The sequence below is a fragment of the Pantoea sp. CFCC18177 genome (genome assembly GCF_059412425.1).
On record NZ_JBNBPL010000002.1, the window covers coordinates 401,684 to 415,578 of the forward strand.

Genomic DNA, 13,895 nt, shown 5'->3' on the forward strand with positions numbered 1-13,895 from the left:
TTTGGACGGCCCGTTGAGGCCGTCCGTCTCCGACGCCACACGTAAAATAAGGAATGACTATGCGCAAGACAGCTCTATTCGCCGCCGTCCTGACGACGTTTGCCGCGACGCACGTGTCCGCCGCCGACCTTCCGGGTAAAGGCATTACCGTTAAACCCGCCCAGAGCACCATTTCCGAAGAGACCTTCCAGACGCTGCTGGTGAGCCGCGCCCTGGAAAAACTGGGTTATACCGTCGATAAGCCGAGTGAAGTGGATTACAACGTGGCGTACACCACCATCGCCGCGGGTGACGCCACCTTTATGGCGACTAACTGGAAACCGCTGCACGACGATATGTACGCCGCAGCGGGTGGCGATCAGAAGTTTTACCGCGCAGGCACCTATGTGACCGGTGCGGCCCAGGGTTATCTGATCGATAAAAAAACGGCTGACCAATATCACATCACTAATATCGAACAGCTGAAAGATCCTAAAATCGCCAAGCTGTTTGATACCAACGATGACGGTAAAGCCGATCTCACCGGCTGTACGCCGGGCTGGGGCTGCGAGGCGGTGATTAATCACCAGATTGATGCCTATAAGCTGAGTAACACCGTTGAGCACAATCAGGGCAACTACTCGGCGATGATCGCCGACACCATCACGCGCTTCAAACAGGGTAAACCGATTCTGTATTACACCTGGACCCCGTACTGGGTGAGCGACGTGCTGAAACCGGGCAAAGATGTGGTATGGCTGCAGGTGCCGTTCTCCTCAATGCCAGGCGCGCAGAACAAAGTGGATACCAAATTGCCTAACGGCATGAACTATGGTTTCCCGGTGAACACCATGCATATCGTGGCGAACAAGGCCTGGGCGGAGAAGAATCCGGCTGCTGCCAAGTTGTTTGCTGAGATGAAGCTGCCACTGGCTGATATCAATGCCGAGAATGCCGCGATGCATGCAGGTCATGCTTCTGAAGCCGATATCAACAGCCATGTTGATGGTTGGATCAAAGGCCATCAGGCCCAGTTTGATAAGTGGATTCAAGACGCGCAGGCTGCTGCGAAGTAATGTCGTGGGCGGCCTGAAGGCCGCCCCTGAAGCTTTAACCGCCTTGCCCCAGCCAGATGTGCGCTATAGCGCACTGGTACGTCCTGTTAATTAACACACCATTGTAATAATTTTTTGGGTTACTATTACCCATATATGATTATTGACACCTTTATGCCGCAATGAACGCCGTCAAACTGCAACGCCATCACGCGTTAGCTGCATTGATGTCTGCTGTTCGCGCTTATCTGCTTGCTGACCCTCTTGCCGGTCTCATCGGTAACACTGTGCAACCTCCTCGCATGGTGAAATTACGTCAGATCACCCACAAAAATCGTCATTTTCACTGGCACCATTTTTTCGGGCCGGACGTCAAGCAATCACATATTAACCATTTGATTTATAATCATAACATTTTTCATAAAAGTGTTTAGAAAGCGTAAAGACACGTCCAAAATAGTGAGTGATACTATTCATTGATGATTGAGTTTGTTATGGTTAGCAGCACAGTTATTCACCACAGTTATTTTTTCTCGCGAAATTATTTATTCACAAAAAGGTTTCGCGAGGCGAATTGATGACAATGTGACCATGCAAAGTGGCGAGTTGTCAGGGCGAAGTGCCCAGGGTTACGGAATGACCTGGACGCCAGATGTTGACAATGTGATCGTGCGAACAATCACTGGCGGAAAATATGACTACGCTTAATCTGTCACCATCCTTACTATACCAGTTGCAACTAAGAGGTTTTTTTTAAAATGGAAAGTTCGTTTTCCCCCATTGAACAGATGCTAAACATCCGTGCTAACCGCCATAAAGATTTTCCGTTGCAGGAAATCATCCTGACTCGCCTGTGCATGCATATGCAGGGCAAACTGTTGGATAACCGCAACAAGATGTTGAAGGCGCAGGGAATTAACGAGACCTTATTCATGGCGCTGATCACCCTGGATGCGCAGGAAAATCAGAGCATTCAGCCGTCAGAACTGAGCTCCGCGCTGGGTTCTTCACGTACCAATGCCACCCGCATTGCCGATGAGCTGGAAAAGCGTGGTTGGATTGAGCGTCGTGAGAGTGAAAATGACCGCCGCTGCCTGCATTTACATCTGACCGAGAAAGGTAATGATTTCTTACGTCAGCTGCTGCCGCCACAGCATCAAAGTTTGCAGTATCTGTGGTCCTCGCTCTCTACCTCTGAGCAGGATCAGCTGGAGTCGATTACGCGTAAGCTGCTTAACCGCCTTGATAAGATGGACGAAGATCAGGTTATCGCTTCCCTGTCGCGCTAATAGCAAGAAGTGCGACACAATCACCTTCCGAAATCGCTATTTTAATCCCCTTTTATCCGGCCAGCGTCTAAAACGCTGGCTTTTTCGACTCGGAGATCCGTGTTGATGGATCGACACATCCCGACCAAATGGAAAACGTGGAGAACAACATGAGTGCGACAGCGGAAGCTCAAAGCCCGCAACAGCCAGCGAATAAAAAGAAGAAGCGCAAAGGTGTGCTGATCCTGCTGGCTATCGTGTTTGTACTGATTGGCTTGGCGTATCTGGCTTACTGGTATCTGGTGTTGCGCCATTTCCAGGAAACCGATGATGCCTACGTTGCGGGAAACCAGGTGCAGGTGATGGCACAGGTTTCCGGTAGCGTAAATAAAGTCTGGTTTGATAACACTGACCGCGTGAAAAAAGGCGATGTGCTGGTCTCGCTGGATAAAACCGATGCGGAACAGGCTTTTGAAAAAGCGCAGACCGCACTGGCCACCAGCGTACGTCAGACTCATCAGTTGATGATTAATGGTAAGCAGTATCAGGCCACCATTAAACTGCAGCAAACGGCGTTGGATCAGGCTGAAGCTGACCTGCAACGCCGTATACCGCTGGGTGCCTCGAATCTGATTGGCCGTGAAGAGCTGCAACATTCACGCGATGCCGTTGCGACCGCGAAAGCGCAGCTTGATGTGGCCGTACAGCAATACAATGCGAACCAGGCGATGATCCTGAACACCGATTTGGCTAATCAGCCGGCGGTAAAGCAAGCCGCAGCCGAGCTACGTGATGCATGGCTGGATCTGCAACGTACCGATATTCGTAGCCCTATTGATGGCTTCATTTCACGTCGTAGCGTACAGGTAGGTTCTCAGATCTCCACCAGCACGCCACTGCTGGCGGTGGTGCCTGCCACCAATCTGTGGATTGATGCCAATTTCAAAGAAACGCAACTGTCTGGCGTACGCATTGGCCAACCGGCTACGGTGGTAAGCGATATCTACGGCGATGACGTGGAGTATCACGGTAAAGTCGTGGGTCTGGATATGGGTACCGGTAGCGCCTTCTCACTGCTGCCCGCACAGAACGCGACGGGTAACTGGATCAAAGTGGTTCAGCGCCTGCCGGTGCGTATTGAGCTGGACCCGCAGCAAGTGGCCGAGCATCCGCTGCGTATTGGCCTCTCTACCCTGGTGAAAGTGGATACCCAGAATAAAGACGGTGCCACATTAGCCAGCAGCGTGCGTTCGCAAGCCGCTTATGAAAGTAATGCACTGGCAATCGATCTTGCGCCAGTTAATCAGCTGATTACTGACATCGTTCGTGCCAACGCTGACTAATTTTGCGGGAGGCTGTGATGGCACAAAAACCGCTTGAGGGAGCACCGCTGGTCCTGATGACCATTGCCTTATCACTGGCAACGTTCATGCAGGTGTTGGACTCCACCATCGCTAACGTGGCGATCCCAACGATCGCCGGTAACCTCGGTGCCTCGAACTCGCAAGGCACGTGGGTGATTACCTCATTCGGGGTGGCAAACGCCATCTCGATCCCGATTACCGGTTGGTTGGCCAAACGGATTGGTGAGGTGAAGCTGTTTACCTGGTCTACCATTCTGTTTGTGCTGGCTTCGTGGGCGTGCGGCATGTCAGAGAGCCTGGAGATGCTGATCTTCTTCCGCGTCATCCAGGGTGTGGTGGCTGGTCCGTTGATTCCGCTGTCGCAAAGTTTGCTGCTGAATAACTATCCCCCCGCGAAGCGCAGTGTGGCGCTTTCGTTGTGGGCGATGACGGTGATCGTGGCACCGATCTGCGGTCCGATTCTGGGCGGCTGGATCAGTGATAACTACCACTGGGGCTGGATCTTCTTTATCAACGTGCCGATCGGTGTGGTGGTGGTGTTACTGACACTGCAAACCCTGCGCGGCCGTGAAACCAAAACGGAAATTCGCCCGATCGATATGGTCGGTCTGGTGCTGCTGGTGGTGGGAATTGGCTCACTGCAGGTGATGCTGGACCGCGGTAAAGAACTGGATTGGTTTAGCTCGACAGAGATTATTGTTTTGGCGGTGGTCGCCGTGGTGGCGCTGTTGGTGCTGCTGGTGTGGGAGCTTACCGATGACCATCCAATAGTTGATTTGTCGCTGTTTAAAAAGCGCAACTTTACCATTGGGTGTTTGTCGATCAGTCTGGCTTATATGCTCTACTTCGGCTCGATCGTGCTTCTGCCGCAGCTGTTGCAGGAGGTATACGGCTACACCGCCACCTGGGCAGGTTTGGCATCGGCTCCGGTCGGGATTATCCCCGTCATCCTGTCGCCGATTATTGGCCGTTTCGCCCACAAGCTGGATATGCGGCGTTTGGTGACCTTCAGCTTTATCATGTACGCCGTCTGTTTCTACTGGCGTGCTTACACCTTTGAGCCGGGGATGGATTTTGGTGCGTCGGCATGGCCGCAGTTTATTCAGGGCTTTGCCGTGGCCTGCTTCTTTATGCCATTGACCACCATTACGCTGTCGGGATTACCGCCAGAGCGCATGGCGGCGGCATCAAGCTTGTCGAACTTTGTGCGTACGCTGGCCGGTTCTATCGGGACCTCGATCACCACCACCATGTGGACTGACCGTGAATCGATGCACCACAGCTATCTGTCGGAATCGGTGAATCCGTTCAACCCTAATTCGCAGCAGATGTATGACCAACTGCAAAGTATGGGTATGACGCAACAGCAGGCTTCAGCTTATATCGCGCAGCAAATTACCAATCAGGGTCTGATTATCTCAGCGAATGAGATCTTCTGGGCTTCGGCAGGGGTGTTTTTGATCTTGCTGGTGCTGGTGTGGTTTGCGCGTCCGCCATTCGGTGCGGGCGGTGGCGGCGGTGGCGCGCACTAAGTTTGCAAATAAAAACGGGCCTGAGCGGCCCGTTTTCTTTTATGCGTTCTGACGCCACCACTCGGCAAGCAGAATACCGGTTGCGACCGATACGTTAAGGCTTTCAACGTTGCCTGTACCACCAATCGACAGGCTAATATCGCCTTGCTGGAAGGCGCTGTCGGACAGCCCTTCACGCTCCTGACCTAATACCAGAACCATCTTCGCTGGCAGTTCAGCTTTCGCCAGTGGCGTGCCTTCATGGCTGGAAGTGGTGACGATGGTGTAACCGGCTTTACGGAAGGCTTCGAGGCCACTGGCAAAACTTTCACCACTGATCGCCTGCACATGCTCAGCACCACCTTCTGCGGTGCGGACTGCCGCGCCCGACTCCAGCAGGGAGGCATCGTTCACCAGCAAACCTTTAACACCGAAGTGGGCGCAGCTGCGCATGATGCCGCCCAGGTTGTGCGGATTGCTGACATCTTCCAACGCCAGTACGCAATCTTTGGTATCGGCCTTTTTCAGCCACTCGGAGACTTCCATACCCATGCGCTTCTTAATAATGAAGCACACGCCACCATGGTGTTCAGTGCCTGAAGCCTTGGTCAGCTCGGCATCATCCACCACATGATAAGCTTTACGGTTGGCCGCTAACCAACGTAGGGTTTCACGGAAACGTGGCGTCACGCTCTGGATAAACCAGGCACGCACAATGCTTTCCGGACGGCTGGCAAACAGCGCCTGACAAGCATTCTCACCATAAACGCGTGTCTCTTCCTGACGCTGACGACGGATCTGCTCGGGATCAATCACCGGCTTGTTGCTTGCCGCGTCATCAATCTGGCTGTCATCGGCCACTGGCGGGCGTGAAACGGTGCGCCACGGTGAATCACCAAAGCTGCGGTTGTCATCACGATCGTCGCGGCGACCAAAGCTGCGGCCACGTTCGCTGTTGCGCGCATCACGCTGAGCGGAACCCCGCCCCGCTGGCGCACCGCTACGGCCACCCTCTTCATTATTACGTGCGCTGCGAGGGCCAGAACGACGATTATCTTCCTGGCGCGCAGCAGGACGGCCGCCTTTGCCGGTACGGGGATTGGGCTTTTGCCCTGCATCCTCATCACGTACATACATCACTTTTACCTTGCCGCTTTTGCCTTTAAATTCGTCGTTCATCTGTTCCTCCAGCATTGAGAGCGCGAAGATTACCTGATGTGTCGGTGCTTAGCTATCAACTATTGAACCTATTGGGCAATCCAGATTGAGCATAGCACTCAACCTTTTCATAATGTCCGACAATCATGATATTTACAGGTCCGGTTAGAGGTGACGATGAATACTGTATGTGCCTCCTGTCAGGCAACGAATCGCGTTCCCGAGGAGCGTATTACCGATGGCGCGAAATGTGGTCGCTGCGGTGAGCAATTGTTTAATGGTGAAGTCGCGAATGCCACCGCCGCCACGCTGGATAAATATTTGCAGGACGACCTGCCGGTGGTCATCGACTTCTGGGCGCCCTGGTGCGGCCCGTGCGTCAACTTCGCACCGGTGTTTAAAGATGTCGCCGACGAGCGTCGGGGCAAAGTACGTTTTGTGAAGGTGAACACCGAGGCTGAACCCACTCTCAGTGCGCGTTTCCGTATTCGCAGCATTCCTACCATCATGTTGTTTAAAAATGGCGAAATGGTCGACATGCTGAACGGTGCCATGCCTAAAGCGCCGTTCAACGAGTGGCTCGACGAGTCACTGTAACCCTTTTGAGACCAGCCCTGTGCTGGTCTTGCTTTGTGGCATCCATTACACTGTCGTTTTTCCTGCCTGCGATCCTATGTCTGAAAATGCCGTCCTGCGCTTACGTGCGCAACGTTTAGCGCGTGCTACACGCCCCTTTCTTGCCCGAGGCAACCGCGTATTGCGCTGCCAGCGCTGTCTTTTACCGAAAAAAAACTGCCTGTGTGCCACGCTGCAGCCGCAGCAAGCGCGCAGTCGTTTTTGTCTGGTGATGTTCGACACCGAACCGATGAGGCCGAGTAATACAGGGCGTCTGATTGCCGATGTGTTGCCTGATACGCTGGCATTTGGCTGGTCACGCACTGAACCGGATGAAGCTCTGCTGGCGATGATGAAAACCACCGATTATCAACCGCTGGTGGTGTTTCCAGGCTCTTATGCCGATGCCGGTCGTGAAGTGCTAACAACACCCCCGCTCACGGGCAAGCCGCCGCTGTTTATTATGCTGGATGGTACCTGGACCGAAGCGCGCAAGATGTTCCGCAAAAGCCCGTGGCTGGATGCCTTTCCGGTGATGTCCTTGAATGTCTCCACTCCCTCACGCTATACACTGCGTGAAGCCCACGGCGAAGGGCAGCACTGCACCGCTGAAGTGGCTGCCGCACTGCTGGAACAGGCTGGGGATATTCAGGCTGCACAAGCGCTACAACAACATTTCGAGCATTTCCGCCATGCGTATCTGGCGGGTAAACCGCACCATCCTGTGCACTATCAGCAATCACTATTGAATAGCGAAATCTAAAGCCTGCGATCCGCGAGTCGGCAAGTAGACTAAAAAGCGTTTACAATCATGCCAGTCTTGATGTCAGGAGCGGATGATGAGCCAACGTGGTCTGGAAGCACTGTTACGACCTAAATCCATTGCGGTGATTGGCGCGTCGGTACAACCGGGACGCGCCGGCTACTTTATGATGCGTAACCTGCTGGCCGGTGGTTTTAGCGGCCCAGTGCTGCCGGTAACACCGAAGTACAAAGCAGTCAGCGGCGTACTGGCCTGGCCGGATATTGCCAGTCTGCCGTTTGCGCCCGACCTCGCCATCATCTGTACCCATGCCAAACGAAATCTCGAGCTACTGCAGCAACTGGGTGAAAAAGGCTGCAAGGCCTGCATCATTCTCTCCGCTCCTGCCAGCCAGCTAGAAGAATTAAAAGCCTGCGCCAGTCAGTGGCAAATCCGACTGCTCGGCCCCAATAGCCTGGGATTACTGGCACCATGGCAGGGACTGAACGCCAGCTTTTCTCCCGTACCCATCGCTAAAGGGCGTATTGCGTTTATCTCCCAGTCGGCGGCGGTCTCCAACACCATTCTTGACTGGGCGCAACAGCGTAATCTGGGCTTTTCCTGGTTCATCGCCTTGGGCGACAGTCTGGATATCGACGTGGATGACCTGCTGGACTTCCTCGCGCGTGATGGCAAAACCAGCGCCATTTTGCTTTATCTCGAACATCTCAGCGATGCCCGCCGCTTTGTTTCAGCATCACGTAGCGCATCGCGTAATAAACCGATTTTGGTGATTAAAAGCGGACGCAGCCATCAGGCGCAGGCCATGATCGGTACGCGCAGCGGACTGGATGCCGCCTGGGATGCAGCGATTCAGCGTGCAGGTCTGCTGCGGGTGCAGGATACGCATGAACTGTTTACAGCGGTGGAATCGTTGAGCCATATGCGCCCGCTGAAGGGCGACCGTTTGATGATCGTCAGTAATGGCGCAGCGCCTGCAGCACTGGCACTGGATGAGCTGTATGCGCGTAATGGCAAGCTGGCCACGCTAAGCGAAGACACTTTGCAGGGGCTCGCGGGATTACTGCCGGAAGGGGTTGGACGGGGCAATCCGCTGGATTTGAAGGACGATGCCACACCGGCACGCTATGTCGCCTGCATCGAGCAACTGCTGGATAGCCACGAACTGGATGCACTGATGATTATTCATGCCCCGAGCGCCGTCTCCCCGTCGAGTGAAACGGCCAATCAGATTATTGCCGCGGTGGCGAAACATCCCCGTGGTAAGCAGGTGACGCTTCTCACCAACTGGTGCGGCGAATATTCATCTCAGGCGGCTCGTCGTGCCTTTACTGAAGCAGGCATTCCAACCTGGCGTACGCCTGAAGGCACGGTTACTGCGTTTATGCATCAGGTTGAGTATCGACGTAACCAGAAACAGCTGCGCGAAACCCCGGCTTTACCTGTCGGCTTGACGCAAAACAGCGCACAGGCGCATCAGCTGATTCAACAAGCGCTGGACCAGGGAATCACCACACTGGATACCCACGAAGTCCAGCCCGTGCTGCAAGCCTACGGTTTGTCGACGCTGCCAACGTGGATTGCGAGCGATAGCCAGGAAGCCGCCAGCATCGCCGACCAGATTGGCTATCCGGTGGCGCTTAAACTGCGCTCACCCGATATCCCGCATAAATCCGACGTTCAGGGGGTCATGCTGTATCTGCGAAGTACGGCTGAAGTCGAACAGGCGGCAGAGGCCATTTTTGATCGTGTGCGTCATACCCATCCCCATGCACGCATTGATGGGCTGCTGGTGCAGAGTATGGCGAACCGCGCGGGCGCGCAGGAACTTCGCGTGGTGGTGGAACAGGATCCGCTGTTTGGCCCCATTATTATGCTGGGTGAAGGTGGTGTGGAGTGGCAGCCAGATAAGCAGGCTGCCGTTGCCCTGCCGCCACTGAACATGACGCTGGCGCGTTATCTGGTGATTCAGGCGATGAAAAGTGGCAAAGTGCGCAGCCGCAGCGCGTTGCGCCCACTGGATATCGCCGGTTTGAGTCAGTTGCTGGTTCAGGTTTCCAACCTGGTGGTGGATTGCCCGGAAATCCAGCGGCTGGATATCCATCCTCTGCTCGCTTCCGCCGATGAGTTCACATTACTTGATGTCACTCTCCAGTTAGCCCCCTTTAACGGCGATAACGAGACCAGACTGGCTATCCGCCCTTATCCGCATCATCTCGAGGAGCAGGTCGAACTGAAAGATGGCCAGCACTGTCTGTTCCGGCCGATTCTGCCAGAAGATGAGCCGCAGCTGCGCGCCTTTATCGCCCAGGTGACCAAGGAGGACCTCTATTATCGTTATTTCAGTGAGATCAACGAGTTCACCCATGAAGACCTCGCGAATATGACGCAGATCGATTACGACCGTGAAATGGCGATTGTTGCCGTACGGCAACATAACGGCAGTGAAGAGATTATTGGGGTGACGCGTGCCATCTCTGATGCCGATAACATTGATGCCGAGTTCTCTGTATTGGTGCGTTCCGACCTGAAGGGGCTCGGGATGGGCAGACGTTTGCTGGAAAAGATGATCCGCTACACGCGCGATCATGGCCTGCAACAATTGAACGGTATCACCATGCCACACAACACCGGCATGATTACGCTGGCACGAAAACTCAATTTTCGTGTGAATATTCAATTGGATGATGGGATCGTCAGTCTGAATTTGCCGCTCGGCGAATCCCAGGGCTGACCTGTACAGAAAGGTAAAAATCCTCCTTATCATGCCGGTTGATGTTATTATTTAACGTTAGGATCATGATTTGATGGCAAAAGGCCATGCAATGAACAGAGAAGAAGTGCACTGTGATGTTGTCTAAATTCAAACGTAATAAACACCAACAACACCTCGCACAGCTGCCTAAACTGTCACAATCCGTGTCAGATATAACCACGCTTTACTCGCCTGCCGAGTTCCGTGAGACCCTGCTGACGAAAATTGCCACGGCAGAGAAGCGCATTTGCATTACTGCGCTGTATCTGGAAAACGATGACGGTGGCCGTGGGGTGATGCAGGCGCTTTACGCTGCGCGCCAGGCTCGTCCAGAGCTGGACATCAGCATTCTGGTGGACTGGCATCGTGCACAGCGAGGCCGAATTGGTGCCGCGCGTGGGCTGACGAATGCCGACTGGTATTGCGAAATGGCCGCCCAACATCCAGATATCGCAATTCCGGTGTATGGTATCCCGGTGAATACCCGTGAGGCACTCGGCGTACTGCATCTGAAAGGCTTTATCATTGATGATACGCTGCTGTATAGCGGTGCCAGTCTCAATGATGTTTATCTGCATCAACATGATCGATATCGCTATGACCGCTACCAGCTGATCCGCAACCCAAAGCTGGCCGATACGCTTTACGCCTGGATTTGCGAGAATCTTAAGCAGTCTGATGCGGTGAATCGCCTCGATCAAACCGAACGCCCATCAAGCCCTGAAATTAAAAATGAAACCCGTCAGTTCCGTCAGGATCTGCGCAGTTTTAACTATCAGTTTGCCGGGGATGCCGATAACGAGTCATTGGCTGTTACACCATTGGTTGGGTTGGGTAAACGCAGCTTACTCAACAAAACCATCTTCCACCTGATGCCCTGCGCAGAACGTAAACTGACGCTCTGTACTCCCTACTTCAACCTGCCAGCCATTCTGGTGCGTAACCTGATCCATTTACTGCGTCAGGGTAAAGAAGTTGAGATCATCATCGGTGATAAAACCGCCAATGACTTTTACATCCCACCTGAGCAGCCGTTTAAAATCATCGGCGCCCTGCCCTATTTGTATGAGATCAACCTGCGACGTTTCCTGAGCCGCTTGCAGTATTATGTGAATAACGGGCAGCTTACGGTGCGCTTGTGGAAAGATGGCGAGAACAGCTATCACCTCAAGGGGATCTGGGTCGATGATGAGTGGATGATGATCACCGGCAATAACCTCAATCCTCGCGCATGGCGACTGGATTTGGAAAACGCGGTGCTGATTCACGATCCCAAAAATGAGTTGGCTGAGCAACGCGAGAAAGAGCTGGCACTGATTCGTCAGCACACCAGCGTGGTTAAGCATTTCCGCGAGCTGGAGAGCATTTCTGATTACCCTGCGAAAGTCCGCAAGCTGATACGCCGTTTGCGCCGTATCCGTATTGACCGCTTAATCAGCCGCTTGTTGTAACCGATGCGTGCGCTCATCCTCTGCGTGGTTTTAAGCTGTAGTGGATGTGCGCATGTGGCGCAGGATAACTGGACTGGCAGAGATAAAGCGGAGCACTTCTTCTCTTCTGCTGCTTTGGCCGCTGCGGGGAGCGAAATTTCCCAACATCAGCATCAAGGACGGGGACAGAATCTGCGGTTTGGCTTTCTGTTCTCACTCAGTTTTGGTGTGGGAAAAGAGTGGTATGACAGCCGCTCAGCAGGGAGCGGCTGGAGTTGGAAGGATCTCAGCTATGATGTGGCAGGTGCAGCGACAGGCATTGCACTGTGGAATCTGAGCCAGTAATCATCACAGCGAAATGCCCTTGCCTTTACGATGCAGCATAAGCGAAACCAGAAACGCCAACGCGCCCATCGCCGAGACATACCAGAAGAAGCTGGTTTCAATTCCCTCTTTCTTTAGCAGTAACGCCACGTATTCTGCCGAGCCACCAAAGATCGCATTCGCCACTGCATAAGACAGGCCCACACCGAGCGCGCGGACTTCTGGTGGGAACATTTCCGCTTTAAGGATGCCGCTGATGGCGGTGTAAAAGCTGGTGATGATCAGCGCCAGCATGATTAATGCAAACGCGGCGAAACTGCTTTGAACATTCTGCAGCAGCATCAGGATTGGTACAGTACAAATAGCCGCACCCGCGCCAAAGATCATCATTGAAGATCGACGACCAATCTTGTCAGAAAGCGCGCCAACGATCGGCTGAATCAACATGAAGACCAATAACGCGCCTGTCATCAGTCCACTGGCGCTACGGGCATCCATACCTGCGGTATTAACGAGATACTTTTGCATGTAAGTGGTGAAGGTATAGAAGCTGAGCGAACCTCCGGCAGTAAACCCGAGCACCATCAGGAAGGCACGAGAGTGGTTGCGCAGCAGGCCAAAGATACTACCCGCATCACGGTGTTCGCGGTTTTTCTTCTCGGAAGTTTCATTCAGTGAGCGACGCAACCAGAGCGCGACAACAGCCAATACCGCCCCGAGGAAGAACGGAATGCGCCAACCCCAGCTGCGTAGCTCTTCATCACTCAATATCTGCTGTAGAACCACGACAGTCAGTACTGCCAACAGTTGGCCACCAATCAGCGTGACGTATTGAAAGGATGCGTAAAAGCCTTTACGGCCTTCCAGCGCCACTTCACTCATGTAGGTAGCGCTGGTGCCGTACTCGCCTCCCACCGATAACCCTTGAAACATACGCGCCAGCAATAAGATCACCGGTGCCGCCACACCAATTTCACCATAGCCCGGTAGACAGGCGATGACTAACGATCCCAGACACATCATGCAGACGGAGATCAACATGGAGTTTTTACGCCCATGTCGGTCTGCAATGTAACCAAATAGCCAGCCACCAATCGGGCGCATCAAGAAACCCGCAGCAAATACGCCGGCTGTTTGCAGTAATTGCGTGGTGGTGTCGCCTGTTGGAAAAAATACATGAGCAAAATAGAGAGAAAAAAATGAGTAAACGTAGAAGTCGAACCATTCGACCAGGTTGCCTGAAGATGCGCCAACAATCGCCCAGATGCGTTGTTTGTTACTTACCACCGATGCTGTCGGCGCCATTTTTTGTTGTAGTGAATCAGTCATGTCTTACCTCTTTCCTTGCGATAAATTAATGCCAAAGGATTGATTAAAGCATTTGTGAGTCGGTTTCGGGAAATATAGCGGGGTGGATGTGACAAATTGTGATGCTGAAAGGGGTTTTAGGGTGAGGTTTTCACTGATTTTCATGCAAATTCATTGTCCTGCAGACGTACATTCAGTGATCTAAAGACGCAAATTCAGTGTTCTACAGACGTAAATTCAGTGATCTGCAGACGTAAATTCAGTGATCTGCAGACGTAAAAAAGCCCTGAACTTTCGTTCAGGGCTTCTTCACTTGTTTGATGCCTGGCAGTTCCCTACTCTCGCATGGGGAGACCCCACACTAC

General features: G+C 53.2%; 11 protein-coding genes. 9 read left to right on the forward strand and 2 right to left on the reverse strand.

Going from position 1 to position 13,895, the window contains the following annotated elements; translation table 11 throughout:
• Positions 1–59 precede the first annotated feature (59 nt).
• From proX to emrB, 4 genes are all read left to right on the forward strand, one after another.
• Positions 60–1,055, forward strand: a complete 996-nt coding sequence (gene proX, locus ACPUC8_RS03995) for a glycine betaine/L-proline ABC transporter substrate-binding protein ProX (protein ID WP_494925611.1) — start codon at positions 60–62, stop codon at positions 1,053–1,055.
• A 737-nt stretch (positions 1,056–1,792) separates the two neighbouring features.
• A complete protein-coding gene (gene mprA / locus ACPUC8_RS04000) occupies positions 1,793–2,323 on the forward strand; it encodes a transcriptional repressor MprA (RefSeq protein ID WP_039333557.1) in 531 nt (176 codons plus the stop codon).
• Between the two features lie 149 nt (positions 2,324–2,472).
• Positions 2,473–3,645: a multidrug efflux MFS transporter periplasmic adaptor subunit EmrA gene (gene emrA, locus ACPUC8_RS04005; RefSeq protein WP_494925612.1), complete on the forward strand. Its 1,173-nt coding sequence runs from the start codon at positions 2,473–2,475 to the stop codon at positions 3,643–3,645.
• A 14-nt stretch (positions 3,646–3,659) separates the two neighbouring features.
• Positions 3,660–5,198 carry a multidrug efflux MFS transporter permease subunit EmrB gene (gene emrB / locus ACPUC8_RS04010; RefSeq protein WP_153011384.1) on the forward strand — a complete coding sequence of 513 codons (1,539 nt, stop codon included), beginning with the start codon at positions 3,660–3,662 and terminating at the stop codon, positions 5,196–5,198.
• A 39-nt stretch (positions 5,199–5,237) separates the two neighbouring features.
• Here the strand turns inward: emrB and ACPUC8_RS04015 are convergent, their stop codons facing one another.
• Positions 5,238–6,356, reverse strand: coding sequence for a tRNA/rRNA methyltransferase (locus ACPUC8_RS04015; RefSeq protein WP_039333562.1), 1,119 nt, complete (start codon positions 6,354–6,356; stop codon positions 5,238–5,240).
• Positions 6,357–6,512: 156 nt separating this feature from the next.
• Here ACPUC8_RS04015 and trxC point away from each other — a divergent pair, with 156 nt between their 5' ends.
• From trxC to ACPUC8_RS04040, 5 genes are all read left to right on the forward strand, one after another.
• Complete coding sequence (trxC, locus tag ACPUC8_RS04020) at positions 6,513–6,932, forward strand: thioredoxin TrxC (RefSeq protein ID WP_039333564.1); 420 nt, start codon at positions 6,513–6,515, stop codon at positions 6,930–6,932.
• Between the two features lie 76 nt (positions 6,933–7,008).
• Positions 7,009–7,713, forward strand: a complete 705-nt coding sequence (locus ACPUC8_RS04025; protein ID WP_494925613.1) for a tRNA-uridine aminocarboxypropyltransferase — start codon at positions 7,009–7,011, stop codon at positions 7,711–7,713.
• Positions 7,714–7,789: 76 nt separating this feature from the next.
• Positions 7,790–10,447 carry a bifunctional acetate--CoA ligase family protein/GNAT family N-acetyltransferase gene (locus tag ACPUC8_RS04030; RefSeq protein ID WP_058968148.1) on the forward strand — a complete coding sequence of 886 codons (2,658 nt, stop codon included), beginning with the start codon at positions 7,790–7,792 and terminating at the stop codon, positions 10,445–10,447.
• A 116-nt stretch (positions 10,448–10,563) separates the two neighbouring features.
• Complete coding sequence (gene pssA, locus ACPUC8_RS04035; RefSeq protein WP_039333569.1) at positions 10,564–11,919, forward strand: CDP-diacylglycerol--serine O-phosphatidyltransferase; 1,356 nt, start codon at positions 10,564–10,566, stop codon at positions 11,917–11,919.
• 3 nt (positions 11,920–11,922) lie between these two features.
• On the forward strand, positions 11,923–12,243 hold the full coding sequence (locus ACPUC8_RS04040) for a YfiM family lipoprotein (RefSeq protein WP_039333571.1): 321 nt from the start codon (positions 11,923–11,925) through the stop codon (positions 12,241–12,243).
• Positions 12,244–12,246: 3 nt separating this feature from the next.
• On the opposite strand, the gene ACPUC8_RS04045 is transcribed toward ACPUC8_RS04040, so the two are convergent.
• On the reverse strand, positions 12,247–13,551 hold the full coding sequence (locus ACPUC8_RS04045; RefSeq protein ID WP_058968157.1) for an MFS family transporter: 1,305 nt from the start codon (positions 13,549–13,551) through the stop codon (positions 12,247–12,249).
• Between the last annotated feature and the right edge of the window lie 344 nt (positions 13,552–13,895).

Bases quoted from the DNA above. Each gene is read 5' to 3' on its own strand.
- ACPUC8_RS04015 (WP_039333562.1), bottom strand. From the start codon at position 6,356: ATGAACGACGAATTTAAAGGCAAAAGCGGCAAGGTAAAAGTGATGTAT.
- ACPUC8_RS04045 (WP_058968157.1), bottom strand. From the start codon at position 13,551: ATGACTGATTCACTACAACAAAAAATGGCGCCGACAGCATCGGTGGTA.
- pssA (WP_039333569.1), top strand. From the start codon at position 10,564: ATGTTGTCTAAATTCAAACGTAATAAACACCAACAACACCTCGCACAG.
- proX (WP_494925611.1), top strand. From the start codon at position 60: ATGCGCAAGACAGCTCTATTCGCCGCCGTCCTGACGACGTTTGCCGCG.
- trxC (WP_039333564.1), top strand. From the start codon at position 6,513: ATGAATACTGTATGTGCCTCCTGTCAGGCAACGAATCGCGTTCCCGAG.
- ACPUC8_RS04025 (WP_494925613.1), top strand. From the start codon at position 7,009: ATGTCTGAAAATGCCGTCCTGCGCTTACGTGCGCAACGTTTAGCGCGT.
- emrA (WP_494925612.1), top strand. From the start codon at position 2,473: ATGAGTGCGACAGCGGAAGCTCAAAGCCCGCAACAGCCAGCGAATAAA.
- ACPUC8_RS04040 (WP_039333571.1), top strand. From the start codon at position 11,923: ATGCGTGCGCTCATCCTCTGCGTGGTTTTAAGCTGTAGTGGATGTGCG.
- ACPUC8_RS04030 (WP_058968148.1), top strand. From the start codon at position 7,790: ATGAGCCAACGTGGTCTGGAAGCACTGTTACGACCTAAATCCATTGCG.
- mprA (WP_039333557.1), top strand. From the start codon at position 1,793: ATGGAAAGTTCGTTTTCCCCCATTGAACAGATGCTAAACATCCGTGCT.